This is a genomic window from Actinopolymorpha alba DSM 45243 (assembly GCF_000373925.1).
Taxonomy (GTDB): Bacteria; Actinomycetota; Actinomycetes; order Propionibacteriales; family Actinopolymorphaceae; genus Actinopolymorpha; species Actinopolymorpha alba.
This window is the reverse complement of sequence record NZ_KB892707.1, coordinates 410,070-423,838: the sequence shown is the minus strand read 5'-3', so window position 1 is coordinate 423,838 and position 13,769 is coordinate 410,070. Positions and strand designations below refer to the sequence as shown.

General features: G+C 68.8%; 10 protein-coding genes. 1 reads left to right on the top strand and 9 read right to left on the bottom strand.

Annotation, left to right across the window (positions count from 1 at the left end):
* Window positions 1-89 precede the first annotated feature (89 nt).
* The 3 genes from B141_RS0101860 to hisF form a co-directional block, all read right to left on the bottom strand.
* Complete coding sequence (locus B141_RS0101860) at window positions 90-920, bottom strand: phosphotransferase family protein (protein WP_020573467.1); 831 nt, start codon at window positions 918-920, stop codon at window positions 90-92.
* Window positions 921-929: 9 nt separating this feature from the next.
* A complete protein-coding gene (locus B141_RS38475) occupies window positions 930-2,399 on the bottom strand; it encodes an FG-GAP-like repeat-containing protein (RefSeq protein WP_169512891.1) in 1,470 nt (489 codons plus the stop codon).
* Window positions 2,400-2,487: 88 nt separating this feature from the next.
* Window positions 2,488-3,255, bottom strand: coding sequence for an imidazole glycerol phosphate synthase subunit HisF (gene hisF / locus B141_RS0101850; RefSeq protein WP_020573465.1), 768 nt, complete (start codon window positions 3,253-3,255; stop codon window positions 2,488-2,490).
* A gap of 227 nt (window positions 3,256-3,482) precedes the next feature.
* Between hisF and B141_RS0101845 the strand changes: the two genes are divergently transcribed.
* Window positions 3,483-4,658, top strand: coding sequence for a phosphatidylinositol-specific phospholipase C1-like protein (locus B141_RS0101845; RefSeq protein WP_020573464.1), 1,176 nt, complete (start codon window positions 3,483-3,485; stop codon window positions 4,656-4,658).
* Between the two features lie 116 nt (window positions 4,659-4,774).
* Here the strand turns inward: B141_RS0101845 and B141_RS0101840 are convergent, their stop codons facing one another.
* The 6 genes from B141_RS0101840 to B141_RS0101815 form a co-directional block, all read right to left on the bottom strand.
* A complete protein-coding gene (locus tag B141_RS0101840) occupies window positions 4,775-5,326 on the bottom strand; it encodes a YbhB/YbcL family Raf kinase inhibitor-like protein (protein WP_020573463.1) in 552 nt (183 codons plus the stop codon).
* Window positions 5,327-5,439: 113 nt separating this feature from the next.
* Entirely contained in the window at window positions 5,440-7,464 is a 2,025-nt protein-coding gene (locus B141_RS45205; protein ID WP_157180730.1) for a plasmid pRiA4b ORF-3 family protein, read from the bottom strand.
* Between the two features lie 103 nt (window positions 7,465-7,567).
* On the bottom strand, window positions 7,568-8,509 hold the full coding sequence (locus B141_RS0101830; protein WP_020573461.1) for a lysophospholipid acyltransferase family protein: 942 nt from the start codon (window positions 8,507-8,509) through the stop codon (window positions 7,568-7,570).
* Window positions 8,510-8,516: 7 nt separating this feature from the next.
* The gene (larAH, locus tag B141_RS0101825) at window positions 8,517-10,097 is read right to left on the bottom strand and encodes an NPN-dependent hydroxyacid isomerase, LarAH14/15/16 family (protein ID WP_020573460.1); all 1,581 of its coding nucleotides are present in this window, start codon (window positions 10,095-10,097) and stop codon (window positions 8,517-8,519) included.
* On the bottom strand, window positions 10,094-11,278 hold the full coding sequence (locus B141_RS0101820) for a zinc-dependent alcohol dehydrogenase (RefSeq protein ID WP_020573459.1): 1,185 nt from the start codon (window positions 11,276-11,278) through the stop codon (window positions 10,094-10,096). The genes larAH and B141_RS0101820 overlap by 4 nt, the downstream gene beginning before the upstream one ends.
* Window positions 11,275-13,527 carry an HAD-IB family hydrolase gene (locus tag B141_RS0101815; protein ID WP_237742593.1) on the bottom strand — a complete coding sequence of 751 codons (2,253 nt, stop codon included), beginning with the start codon at window positions 13,525-13,527 and terminating at the stop codon, window positions 11,275-11,277. Before B141_RS0101815 ends, B141_RS0101820 begins: the two co-directional genes overlap by 4 nt.
* Between the last annotated feature and the right edge of the window lie 242 nt (window positions 13,528-13,769).

Below are 13,769 nucleotides of genomic sequence, written 5' to 3'. Positions count from 1 at the left end.
TCGGTGCCATGTGAAGCAGGTACACGCCACGTATACGTGGTCATTTCGGGGTCTGAACGCGCGGGAGGACGTCGGCCGCACAAATGCTCCTACCCGACCGGGCCTACGCGCGACTGCCATCCTTCGGTCCAGCGACGAAGCTCGTCGAGGGCGGCCGGGTTGGTGGCGTACCGGCTGGCCTGGTCGGCCAGCATGGTGCGGCCCGCCCAGGCCAGGTAGGGGGCCGGGATCGAAGCCGCGGTTGGCCCGTAGCCCGCGACCCAGCCCTGGTGCACCTCCGCGAGCAGGCGGCGTTCGACGGGCGTCAGGGTCGCAAGCGCCGGATCGACGGTGAACAGACAGTGGCTGCGGGCGAGGTCCAACAGTGGGTCCCCCGCCCGGGCGTTCGTCCAGTCGACGATGCCGCTCACCCGATCGCCGTCCACCAACAGGTTGAGCAGGTGCCAGTCGAGGTGCAGCAGTACGCCACCCAACCCGGACACCGGCGAGCCCGCAACGGCGCCGTTCAAAGACATCCCACCGACAGTCACAGTCGGGAGGCCGGCCGGTGCGGCAATCGTGTGGAGCTGGCGCTGAGCCTCCCCCATGACCAAGCCCAAGGTGTGGGCGCGTTCAGGACGACTCCGCAACGCATCCACCATGGTCATCCCTGGGAGCCACGACAGCAGCACGGCCTCGCCCGCCTCACTCGTGCCGTGCCGGATCACGTCGGGCACCGGCAGCCCGGCGGCGCGCGCCGCCGCCATGGTCGCGAGTTCGGTCGCGGCCGACTCCGCCGAGCCCCCCCGCCGAAGGGCACAAGGGCCGTCCGGCGTCGTCACCTTCCACACCTGGCCGGTCGCACCACCAGCGGACTCGACGATGACATCAGGCGGAAGGTCGACGCTCGCCAACAACGCCGGGGCTGGTCGTCCGATCATGCGGACACGCTAACGCGACAAAGCCGAACCGAAGTACGGGAGTTCGCCGGTGATGCCGAGGGAACGCGGGCCGAGGACGGGGAACCGCCCCGCACCTCCGACGCCCGTGGTAGTGCCGACCAGCACGGTTACTGAGCCCTCGCCGGCGTTCTCGTTCCTGGTGGATACGACCAACTCGGCCCGGCCGTCCCGGTTGAAGTCACGGAAGACGAGCGCGGACCCGAACAGGTCCTTCGCCTCGGCCGCCCCCGGCACTCCGGCGGTGTCCTGCGTGATGCCCTTGGCTCTGGCGAAGTCGAGCCCCGAACTGCCGCCAGGGATGACGGTCACCATCCCCGCGTTCGACTTCGACCCAAGATCTTCGTACGGCGCGGCGATCGCGAGATCCGGCTTACGGTCGCCGTTCGCGTCACCGAACGCCAGGTCGAGCCCGAAGAGGTCACCGGCTTCCGGCGCGCCCGGGACGCCCGGGGTGTCCTGGGTGATCATTGTGACGCCACGATTTCTGTCCAGGCCGGCGGCCGAGCCGTAGTAGACGCGGACCCGGCCGGCTTCTTCGCGCCCGCCGACGTTCGATCTGGCGCTGCCGGCCGCCAGGTCGGCGAAACCATCTCCGTCGACGTCCGCGATCGCGGTGGCGTCGACGTCCTGGGTGACCACGATGTCGGCGAACAACGACTCGAGGCCGTCACGGCTACCCCGGAACAACAGGAGCCGAGCGCCCTGTGGGACCTGCGCGACGTAGACCAGGTCCGGATAGCCATCGCCGGTCATGTCACCCACCGCCGGCGCCTTGCGGATGAGGTCGAGCCCGACGGGACCGATGAGTTGAAGCGGAATCGGAAGCCTCACCACATCGGGGCCGCCGGACATGATCCGCACCTCTTCGGCCCCCACAATGGCCAGGTCGGGGAAGCTGTCCCGGTTGAAGTCGGCGGTCGCCAGCTCATGGCAGTTCGCGGTGAGCCGGATCGCCCGCTTGAGTCCCCCTGAGCTGCCGAAGAGAAGGCTCAGCGAACCGAAGAACTTGTAGCCATGCTCGCTCTCCCCCGGCGTACACACGGCGAGGTCGGCGTACCCGTCCGCATTGAAGTCCGCGGACGCGAGCGCCCCACCAAAGCCGTCCTCCGCACCGGGAGACCCCGGCACCCACGACAGGGACTGGTCGATGCGCTGCCGCTTCGCCGGATCGAGCGTGGATCCAGTGCCGTAGACCACGGCGACGGAGCCGGCGAACGGCTGACTGCCGATGGTGGCCGTCGTACCAACCGCAAGATCGATGAACCCGTCACCGTTGAAGTCGGACGGCCTGGCTGGAGTCGCGGCCGAAACCGCTGGTCCCTGCACGCCGATCGCCGCGCCAAGAGCGATCGCGCCGGCCAAGGCAGCGGCGGTTAACGAACGCCACACCCTCATCATCCGGCCCCTCGCGGGCTTCGCCCGCCACCCACCCCCGCCACGCATGACAGACCCCCGCATGATCGACCAAGAGTCCGGCAAGTGTGACATACGCCACGGACACCCACCTGGAAATGGGGGACCCGGCCAGCAGATCCATCACGGCGGGTCAGCGCACGGTCTGGCCGGCCTCGCGCAAGGCCTCCTTGACATCCCCGATCCGCAGGTCGCCGAAGTGGAACACGCTCGCCGCGAGTACGGCATCCGCGCCAGCCTCGATCGCCGGCGGAAAATCGGCCGGCGTGCCGGCGCCACCGCTGGCGATCAGGGGTACGTCGACCACCGCACGAACCGCGCGGATCATCTCCAGGTCGTAGCCGGCCTTGGTGCCGTCGGCGTCCATGGAGTTGAGCAGGATCTCCCCCGCCCCCAGCTCCGCGCCGCGAGCGGCCCACTCGACCGCGTCGATCCCGGTGCCCCGCCGACCGCCGTGCGTGGTGACCTCGAACCCGGACGGCACACCCTCGGCCCGGCGCGCGTCCAGGGACAGCACAAGCACCTGCGCACCGAACCGCTGCGCGATCTCGGCCACCAGCTCAGGTCGCGCGATTGCCGCGGTGTTGACGCCCACCTTGTCGGCACCCGCGCGCAGCAGCCGGTCGACATCCTCGACGGACCGCACACCACCGCCGACGGTCAGCGGGATGAAAACCTGCTCCGCGGTCCGGCGTACGACGTCGAACGTCGTCTCACGGCCATGAGCCGAGGCCGAGACGTCGAGGAAGGTGAGTTCGTCGGCACCTTCGGCGTCATAGACCTTCGCCATCTCCACTGGATCGCCGGCGTCGCGGAGGTCAACGAAGTTGACACCCTTCACGACCCGGCCGGCGTCCACGTCGAGGCACGGGATCACCCGGACCGCGAGACTGCTGCTCATACCCACCGACCCTAGCGACCCGCTGCGAGCAGTCCGGCGAGGGATGTCACCCGAGCGACCCCGCCCCATCCTGACCAGGGGCGGCCAGACAAGTGGCGTATGGATGGAGAACGACTCACCGGCCGGCCAAGGTAGTGGGCAACTTTCTACGACCGATGGTCGGGCGTTCACGAGGTAGCCACGTACGGCACCGAGGCTGGGCGGCTGACCGATCGTTGGAGGACCAGATGACCGTTCTCGCACGCCTCGGCGTCGCCGTGGTCGCGGTGGCCACCACGGCCCTCGCCTCAGCAGTCGTACCCACTCTCACGCACGTACCAGACCGTGAGCAGACGTCTCAGCTCACCCCGGCCAGCGGGCCGGACGACGACGTACGCATGAACCAGATCCAGTTCATGGGCGCGCACAACGCCTATCACCGCGAGATGCAGGGCGCGGAGCTCACCGAGTCCATAAAGATCGACCCGGGCTATCCGCAGTGGGGCTACTACTCGCACGCCTCGGTGCCCGACCTGCTGGACCGCCAGAACGTCCGCGCGCTGGAGTTCGACGTACTCGCCGACCCCGAGGGGGGCCTCTACCAAAACCCTCTCGCCCGGCAGCGTGCCGGCCTCGGTCCCATCGACGACCCCGACATGGCCAAGCCGGGCATGAAGGTGCTCCACGTCGCCGACCAGGACTACAACACGACCTGCCGTACCTTCGTCCGCTGCCTGCAGCAGGTGAAGACGTGGTCGAAGGCCAACCCCGGGCACGTCCCGATCATCATCCAGGTCGAAGCCAAGCGGAGCGACGCCCGGTGGGAGAAGCTCGGCGGCGCGGTCAGCCCGCCCTGGACCCCCGCTCTCCTCGATGACCTCGACGCCGAGATCCGCTCGGTCTTCACCGAGGACCAGCTCATCACCGCCGACGACCTGCGCAAGCCAGGGTTGACGCTGGAGCAGTCGATCCTGAAGTACGGCTGGCCCAAGCTGTCGTGGGCGCGGGGCAAAGTGTTGTTCTTCTTCGACAACGTCCGCGAGATGTATCTCGAAGGCCGCCCGAACCTCGAAGGCCGGGCCGTCTTCACCCGCGGACCGATCGGCCAGCCTGACGCCGCGATCACGCAGATCAACGACCCGCGTGGCGCCAACCAGGCCGCGATCCAGGACCTCGTACGCAAGGGTTACCTGATTCGCACCCGGTCTGACGAACCGCTCAGCACTGTGAAGAACAAGGAGTACAGCCGGGTCGGGATTGCTCTCGACAGTGGCGCCCAGCTGGTCACGACCGACTTCCCGTCGGTGGGCATGACGGCGAGGTACGACAGCGACTTCGTGGCCGAGCTTCCGGGTGGTGCGGCCGTCCGCTGCAACCCGGTTTCGGCGCCGAAGTACTGCCGCGACAAGGGACTCGAACGCTGACGGATCTCGCGCACGACCGCGGTTGTCAGAGGTTTCTCGGTCTCTTAACCGAGAAACCTCTGACAGCCCGAGAAACCTCTGACAACTCCGAAGGCGGAGCCTGGCAGCCCTTGCGGCTAGGACTGCGCGTACGTCCCGACCAGCGTGGCCCGGGCGAGTGTGTGGAAGAAAAGGTTGAATCCGAGGTACGCGGGCCTCGCACCCTCGGGAAGGTCGAGCGCCTCGACGTCGAGAGCGTGAACGACGAAGAAGTAGCGGTGCGGCCCGTGTCCAGCAGGTGGCGCGGCCCCGACGTACTGCTTCAGCCCGGCGTCGTTCGCGATCGTCACCGCGCCAGCCGGCAGGTCGACCCCATCAGGTCCACCGGCGCCGGTGGGGAGTTCGGTGACCGATGCCGGGAGGTTGTAGACAGCCCAGTGCCAGAAGCCGCTCGCGGTCGGCGCGTCGGGGTCGTAGCAGGTGACCGCGAAGCTCTTCGTCTCGGCGGGCTGGCCCGACCACGACAGGTGCGGCGACGCGTCCTCCCCACCGGCACCCATCAACCCCGACACCTGCGGCCGTGCGAGCGGCCCGCCATCGACGAGGTCGTTGCTCGTCACCGTGAACGTCGGCTTGCCGGGCAGGAAGTCGTATGGGTTGAAACCGAACGGCGCCTTCGCCTCGGTCATGGATCCTCCAGTAGCGCTCGAGTCGACCGACTGTCCGTCCTGACGTTAGTAGCCGTCCGCGGCCCGTCGCAGTCGCGGCCTTCCGAATCATGCGTTTCTGAGCTACGCCTGAGCTACGCCTTCGGGAGGGGCACGCTCCGCAGCGCGCGGGTGATGTCCGCGGCTGAGAAGTGCGCCGGGTCAAAGTCCGCCGCGTCGATACCGTGCGCGCCGTCCAGCCACTCGACCCTGTCCTCGTGGTCTGGGTGGCTGGGGTCCGCGACAGCTTCGCAGATGGCCTCCCAGCCCCAGATGCCGCCCGAGTCATCCACCGGAGCGGCCCGGCGGCCGGTGACACACTCCGCGTGAGTGATGGGTTCAGAACCAACTGATTCCTGGATGTCCTCGACGAGAATCTGGTGCTCCCAGTCGTCACCGAAGTCGTACGTATACGCGAACTTCGCCCGGGCATCCGGGGCTATTTCGAAGAGCCGGACGCCATTTTCGTCCTCGGCATCGTCCAGCATTCCAGGCGCACCGAACCTCAGCAGGTTCCCAGGCGAATAGAACGCGTGCAGATGGGAGTCGTCCCATCCGAACGCCACCTGGATAACCTCGTGCAGCTGCGCGAGGGTGACGTACGCCGGCACCCGAAGCCGCCGCCAGATCGGAGGCCTCGCGCCCCGCAGGCTGATCTTCAGTTGGTACACCGCATCCGGACCGGCCGGCGATGATTCCGTCCGAGTCGCGCCGCTCACCTTGCCCCGCTTGCTGGCACGCTTGCGGCCGCGGGTCGCCGGAGCCGGTTGATCATCCGCGGAGAGCGCGGCGAACACCTGCGCGAGCTCCGGTGGCAATTCACCACTCCCCATCAGCTCCGCCAGCGGATCATGGGACGGAGCACCTTCGAACTCCAGGACTATGGAGTCGACCGCGGCGAACAATTCTTCCCGGGCCGCCGGTGCGAGCTTCATCTCGGTCGCTACCCAGCGATTCCATGCGCCGACGACCGAGGGCAGGACCGCCTTTGTCCCAGCGTCAAGAATCACTTTACGGTGAACAAAATCCAGCAGAAAGCCAGCGGTCTTCGCGGGACTTACCCGGAGCGGTCTGTTGTCGTCGTAATCGCAGCCATAGTCGACCAGCAAGGACACGGCGGCCATCTCGGCGTCGGTCCGGCGCAGTCCGCGGGCCTGGTCCGAATCGAAGAAGGTGCGCACAATGCGGTCCCGCTCCTCGTCCGGAACTTCCACGTCGTCCTTGTCCGCGAGATCCTCCCCCAGCCTGTCCGGCATGGTCCGGCACCGCGCCAGCGCCACCGCCCGAGTCTGCAGGTATTCCTCGGTCACGTCCGGATTCAGGGTCATGTCCGCGACCTGGATCCCGTCCTCCAGCAGACGCCGGGCGGTCCCCGGGCCGATCGCGGTCAGCTCCATGAGTCCGACGTTGCGCTTCGCCTCCTTACGGAACTCCTTGAGCACCCGGTCTGGATCGTCCGCCGGATACAGGTCCTTGACCCATCCACCCCCGTGGTTGAAGTCGAGGAGCGCGAGAAAGGCATGCGCCCGCTTGCCGTAATGGAACGTGCACAACAACGACGCCTGGTCGCCAAAAACATCGGCCAGCTGCCAGCATCCGCCGACCTCCACCTGCCCAAGCATCGCCGCCCACCGCGGGTCTGCCACACCGCGAGCGGAGAGTTCGGAGGCGTACGCCGAGATCCGCGCTCGTAGCTCAGCTGTGTCGGCGACGGCTTCCAGGGCCCGCAGCAGGGCGAGGGCCAGTGGGGTCGACGAGCCTCGAGCAGGGAGGAGAAACGCTTCCTCGATGACCGATCCGACATCCTCGTGACCAGACAGCTGGCGCGCGGCACCAAGCAGCGCGGATGCCACGAGCTCGGCCTCCAGCGGGTCCCGCAGGCGAAGCGTCGACTCGAATCCGCTCAGCGCGGTGGCGAACAGTTGCCTGCTGACCTCCTCTGCCTGTGCGGGCGAGAGTGCGCTCGATTCCAGGAGCGCCGCGAACTCCTCCTCGTTGTCCGGCAGTTGCGAGAGGTCGAACGGCAGATCCGTGGCGGATGCGTCCGGCTGCTCCTCCGGCGAGACCGCCCGCAGGTGCCGATTCGAGCGATCGCCCTTACCGCGTCTTCTCAGACTCATCCGAAGAAGATGCCACATCATCCGCACGAGCTCACGGGTGGGCGGTGCGAGTGCGCGACGCACCGCAGACGTGCGATCCCCGCGCTCGCCCCTGGACGCCAGGCTACTTCCAGGCGCCCCGCCGCCGGCCCTCGACGGGCGGCGCCGTCTGTGCCCAGATCCGCCGCCACGACGCCACCGGCTCGCCGGTGGGATCCGGCGTGTCCCCGCGTACCGCCCGGCGGGTCGCGTCCCACCAGGTGGTCGCGTCCTCGTCGAGCAGACGGGCCACCCCATCGCGGATCTTCGGTGCGAACGCGCGAGGAGCCTCGCCCTCCGCCGGCCAGATCGGCTCGCCGAAACGTACGCGCACCGGCAGTCGACCCGGTCGTGGCCAGCCGCGCCCGCGGGGCATCGCGGCGTACGACCCACGAATCCCGATCGGGATCACCGGCACGTTGTGCTCGACGGCAAGCCACGCGGCGCCCATCCGGAACCTGCTCACCCAGCCGTCCACCGACCGCGTGCCCTCCGGGAACACCACGACGCTCCACCCCTCGTCGAGCAGGTCGCCCGGCGTCGCGGAGAGGGTGCCGCCGCGGCGTTCGATCGGGAACGTGTTGAACACCATCGCCGAGCCGGAGGCCCGCCACCAGGTGTCGAAGAAGTAGTCCGCCGCCGCCGCGACCGCCGTCCGCCGCCGCCATTCGTCCGGCAGCGAGCACAGGATGAGCGGCGTGTCGAGGTGCGAGGTGTGGTTGGCGACGAACAGCACCGGACCCTTGACCTTGGTCAGTACGTCGAGGCCAGCGACCTGCGGCGTCACCGTCGAGCGGAGCAGCGGCCCCAACCCGACCCGTTGCACCACGTCGCGCACGGCGTTCGCGATCGGCGTGCGCGCCCAGGCGGTCGGGAAGACCGTGGGTTGCTTCGCGGGTTGGAACGGCTCCGCACTGCGGGGAACCAGCGGCCGGCGACCCCAACGCCAGCCGCGGGCGACCATCCGCACCTCCTGGACGGTCTCCTTCACGAACCGCACCGGGCTCTTGTTGCTGCTCGGACTCATCGGTTGCTCACCGCACATCCGCAACGAGGTGGGGCGGGTTGTGGGTATAGGTGATGGACGGCGACCGTCCGACCGTCCCGCTCACCATCTCCAGCGCGTCGGCCAGCGTCGACGCGGCGCGGAAGCCCATCCGCTGCACGGCCCTGCGGTCGGCGCCGACCCACACCACATCGCCCACGTGATCCATCGCGTGCGCCGCCCAGTACCACATATAGAAGGGGTGGACGCCGTGATAGGCGTACGACGTGCGGTAGAGGTGGATGTACCACGGATCCGTGGCGTACTGCTTCTCGAACCTCTCCTCGATCGTCGCGGGGTCGGTCGACTCCGCGAGCACCTCCTCGAAGAAGTCGACGTAGCTCGGGTGGTGCAGCTGGCTGAACTCGTACGGCACCGGGTGGTAAAGGATGACCGCGCCGCCCTTACGGACCAGCGGCTGGCCGCGGTAGGAGTTGAAGAAGTACCCCAGGCCCATGCAGGTCGCGAGGATGGGGTTCATCACCGCGTTGACGTTGTACGGGCCGAGGTAGGGCACGCCCATGATGAGCACGTCGGACTGGCCCTGCACCTCCACCGCCTGCTGGCGGAAGACGTTGGCGAGGGTCTTCTCGTGCACGGCCTCGGTCTCGCCGGCGTGGACACCGGTGATGCCGTACGGCGCCTGGACGTTCTGGAAGATGCGGCGCTTCAGCTTCGACGGAGCGATCGCGAGCCCGCGACGAGCCGCCAGCATCGAGGCCTGGTCGCGGACGCTCCACTCCCATTCGCGCTTGTTGAGGAACTCATAGGGCGCGGGGAAGACGTTGTTGTTGAGCGTCGTCTCGACCGTGAAGATCTTGACGTGGTCCTTCAGCAGCCGGCCCATCCGCCAGGCCGAATGGTGCATGGCCGACTTCGTGTGGTCCATGAACGACCGCGAGTGCACCATCGTGTGGCTGTTGTGGTGGTGGCGCAGGGAGCGGTACGACGCGAGACCGATCGGCACCGACTTGTGGCCGCCGTCCATCGGGACGATGTTGATGTTGACGTAGACCAGCAGGTCGGACTCGGCCGCCCGCTTGTTGATCTCGACCTCTTCGCCCTGGTCGGTCGTCCCGATGAACGCCAGGTTGTCGGGGTCCTCGGCGTCGTGGTTGTAGAGAAGGCCGTCTGGCGCGAACGAGCGGTAGACCCGCTCCCCCAGCGCGTGCTGCAACTCGCTCGGCATCATCCGCCGGTGGAGCGCGAGCGCCGCGATGATCTGCACGTCGTCGACGCCGGCCTCGGCGGCCATCGTCAGGACCTGCTCGATGATCCGCTGCCGGATGTCGGGCCGACGCATCGGCGGCAGGGGCAGCGACACGTCGTCGAACGCGATCGTGAGCTTCATGCCCGGCCGCAGCAACGCCCGCAACGGCTCGGAGTTCTCGGGGTTGTCCAGCGCCTGCCGGATCGCGCCGTCCACGTCCCGCAGCCCCGGCAGGGACTCGGGCGAATACACCACGCGAGTCCCGGTCGGGAACTTCTCCAGCCGGAACCCTTCGCCCTCGTGGACGATGAGAGGCGGCGTACGGTCGTCGACCTCGAGTACGAATCCTGGTCGGCTCACCTGCTGCTCCTTAGATCGAACGCCACCTTCACTGTGCCCAGCCTCCCCGCGGAATGCGCGTGGTCCAGCGCCTCCCGCCAACGGTAGAGCGGATACCGACCCCCGACCACGCCGTCGAGAGGGGCACTGGCCGCGAGCTCGAACGCCGTCTGGAACGCCTCGCGCCCCGCGGTGGCGTAGGTCCCGGTGATGTCGAGCTCGCGGAACCACACCGGCGAGAGGTCGGCACCGGTTGCCGGCATGCCCGACAGCACCACCCGACCGCCCGCCTTGGTCACGCGGAGGACGCTGCCGAGCGAATCCTTGCTTCCTACCGCGTCGATCGCGACGTCGACGCCGCCGAGGAGGAACTCCCCGCCGCGTTCGGGTGCGAGCCGGAACGCCTGGGTGGCCCGGCGTACCCGGGCGGGTACCTCGTCAGGCGCCAGCACATCGGAGGCGCCGAACGCCTTCGCAAGCTCGCGTTGCCGCGGATGCTTGGCGACCACGCTGATCCGGCCGGCGTTGGTCAGCTCCCGCATTGCCAGCGTCGCGAAGAGACCGACTGCTCCCGCGCCCGAGACCAGCACCGATCCCCCATCGGGCACCTGTGCCCGGCGGGCGGTGTGGACGGCGCACGCCAGCGGCTCCACCAGCACCGCGCGCTCGTCGGAGAGTCCTTCGGGTACGGCATGCAGCTGGCTGCGGTGTGCAATGAGCTGGCCGCCCCAGCCACCTCCGGTGTCGGCGCAGTAGCCGGTCTGGAGTCCGGGCGAGACGTGCCCGACGGTGATCCGGTCGCAGCGGTTGGTGTGGCCGCCGGCGCAGGACTCGCAGCGCTCGACGCCGCGCGCCGCGCAGGCGAGCACCGGGTCGAGCACGACGCGGGTGCCCTTGGGCAGGTCTTCGCAGTCGTCCTCGAGCACGCCCACGACCTCGTGGCCCGGGACGAACGGCATCGAGACGAGCGCCGAGAAGTAGAGGCTGGTCTGCCCGAACAACGCGCCGAGATCCGAGCCGCAGATACCGGACAGGATCGGCTTCACCCGGGCCCAGCCCGCGCCGGTCGGGCGGGGCTCCTCGCGACTCACCAGGCGTACGGGCGCGGCCGGGCCGGTGAGGACACCGGGAATCCGGCCACCAACCGCCCGGGCCGCGATGTAACGCGGCAGCGAGCGGTACATCTCCAGAGCAAGCATCATGACGTGCGCTCCCCACTCAACTCGCGGGTGGGCATGGCGAGCCTGGAAGCGGCGCCCGAGGACTTCCACTCCTCCACCGGCCAGCGGCCCTTGCGGGCTTCCCGCCACAGGTGGACGTCAGGGCTCACCGCCACCGGACGCCCGACCACCTGCAGCATGGGCAGGTCAGAGTGGCTGTCGGCGTAGGCGTACGACCGGCTGAGGTCGAAGCCGTGCTGCCGGGCGTACCACCGGAGCCAGGCCGCACGGGACTCACCGACCAGCGGCGGTGAGGAGAGGTAGCCGGTGCACCGGCCCAGCTCGTCGGTGGCGAGGTCGGCGGCGACGATCTCGTCGAAGAGCGAGGCCAGCGGCCTGGTCAGGGGGCGGATCGCGCCGGTGATGAGCACCGTGCGGTGGCCGGCGGCACGGTGCGCCCGCACCCGCCGCAGCGCCGAGGCCGAGACGCGTTCGAGCACGTGCTGGGCCAGCAGCTCGTCGACGATACGTTCGAGTTCGGCGAGGTCCGCCCCGCGATAGCGGCGGTAGACCGCGCGGAGGAAGCCTCCCCGGTCCTTGCGTTCGGCGGCCAGCAGGCCGGGCACCTTGCGCAGCAGGGCGCCGACCTCGCGCAGCTTGCCGTCCCGGTCGAGCTCCGGCAGGCGCAGCCAGAGGTAGGTCTCGACGACGTTGCTCGACAGGAGGGTGCCATCCATGTCGAACGCCGCCACCACGTCGGTGGCCTCCGGCAGATCCTTCGTGACCGTGGGGGCGTTCCGCCCGCGCCGCCGGCGGATGACGTCGTACTGTCGCATCGACGCCGTGACGCTCGGGCAGTGCACGTCGACCAGGTAGTGCTTCCAGTCGAACACCGAGGTGTCGAACGCGAACGCCACCTGGTCCTCGGGGTCGAGGCTGCGGAACAACGCCATCGTCTTGTCGTCGGTGAACTGCAGCTCCGCCTCGGCGTAGGGGCGGTAGAGGTCGAGGTAGCGGCGGAGGAAGTCGAGACGCCGCTGCTGCTGGTCGAGCTCGCGGGCCAGCTTGCGGATGCGTTCGCCGCGGGGCGCGTGGCGGACCGCCCAGTCGGCCACCTTGTGGGCGCGTTCGCTCATCACCAGCAGGCGGTCGACGGCCTCACCACCGGGGAACCGCCAGACCGGCAGGCGTACCGCGCCGCGCTCGCTCATGTCGAACGGGTTGGCGTCGAAATACGCCCGGACCAGCTCGTAGAGGCGGCTGAACGTCAGCGGGTTGCGGGCACCGGAGGAGACGTGGAAGTACGACGGCGTCCCGGGCTCTGGTGGCGCGGCGGCCGCCGCCAGTATCGCACCGACCACGTGATCGACCGGAACGATGTCGACCACGCCGTCAGGGCTCGCCGGGAACTCCGGCAGCTCCCCGCGACCGTAGGCGAGGATGAGCGGCTCGGCCATCTTGAAGCCCTCGATCCAGCCCGGGTGCGGCGACTCGAGGGCACTCTCGATGATGCTCGGCCGCACGATCGTGACTGGGAGAGGTGCGCCGATCTCCTCGACGACGCGCTCGCCCATCGCCTTGGTGAACGTGTAGACGTCGGTCCACCCGAGGGATCGGGCGCGTTCACCACCGGCCTGGACCAGCTTCTTGTCCACCCATTCCCGGCGGCGGCGTTCGGCGTCCTGGGCCGAGGTGATCGGTCCGGCCCGGCGGTGCTCGCGCTCGGCTTCCTTGCGGAGCCGCGACAGGACGCCAGGAGACCGTGACGTCTCCTCGATCCGGTCGCGCATCGCGAGCCCCCAGCGCGCCTCGGTACGCCAGTCGACCTCATGCTCGACCGGCCCTTCCGGAATGGCGCCACGCCGCCGGCCCGCGGTGTAGGCCGTGGACACGTGGACGTAGTGAGCCAGCGGGCTGCTCGCGAGGATCTGCTTGAGCAACCGCTCGGTGCCCCGCACGTTGGTCTCGAACGCCTGGTGGATCGGCGGGTCGAACGACACGTCGCCGGCGCAGTGGATCACGATGTCGAGGCCAGCTGGCAGCTCGGTGATCTCGGACAGGTCCCCCTCGAGCACGGTGATCCGCGCGTCAAGAAGGGCCGCGGTGTCACCGGCGTACTCCTCGCGAGCCTGCTCGAAGATCGACTTGTTGAGCAACTGCTCCATGCGGGCCCGGCCGGTCAGGGAACCCTTCCGGCGTACGAGCGCGACCACGTGGGTGTTGGGAAGGTCGCCGAGGATGCGATGCAGCAACGCCTCGCCGACGAAGCCGGTGACCCCGGTGAGAAGCATCCGCTTCCCCTCGAGTCGTTCCCTGAGCTTCACACGCTCCCCCTCTGTCGGCACAACGGACTGCAGGACTCCCCCAGACCCTGATTCGCCACACCTTATCCGGATGCCGTCCGTTACCAACCGAACCCGTCCGCGACACCTTGTCCGCGCCATGTCAACCGCGAGCTGCTACCGGGTACCGGCACTCCGTGCAGCCGGGACCAGGGGGCATGGATCTCGCTGGATCTCGCTGTGCTGAGGGG

Coding starts and splice junctions, on each gene's coding strand:
- B141_RS0101860 (WP_020573467.1), bottom strand. CDS start 920: ATGATCGGACGACCAGCCCCGGCGTTGTTGGCGAGCGTCGACCTTCCG.
- B141_RS38475 (WP_169512891.1), bottom strand. CDS start 2,399: ATGCGGGGGTCTGTCATGCGTGGCGGGGGTGGGTGGCGGGCGAAGCCC.
- hisF (WP_020573465.1), bottom strand. CDS start 3,255: ATGAGCAGCAGTCTCGCGGTCCGGGTGATCCCGTGCCTCGACGTGGAC.
- B141_RS0101845 (WP_020573464.1), top strand. CDS start 3,483: ATGACCGTTCTCGCACGCCTCGGCGTCGCCGTGGTCGCGGTGGCCACC.
- B141_RS0101840 (WP_020573463.1), bottom strand. CDS start 5,326: ATGACCGAGGCGAAGGCGCCGTTCGGTTTCAACCCATACGACTTCCTG.
- B141_RS45205 (WP_157180730.1), bottom strand. CDS start 7,464: ATGAGTCTGAGAAGACGCGGTAAGGGCGATCGCTCGAATCGGCACCTG.
- B141_RS0101830 (WP_020573461.1), bottom strand. CDS start 8,509: ATGAGTCCGAGCAGCAACAAGAGCCCGGTGCGGTTCGTGAAGGAGACC.
- B141_RS0101820 (WP_020573459.1), bottom strand. CDS start 11,278: ATGATGCTTGCTCTGGAGATGTACCGCTCGCTGCCGCGTTACATCGCG.
- B141_RS0101815 (WP_237742593.1), bottom strand. CDS start 13,527: ATGCTTCTCACCGGGGTCACCGGCTTCGTCGGCGAGGCGTTGCTGCAT.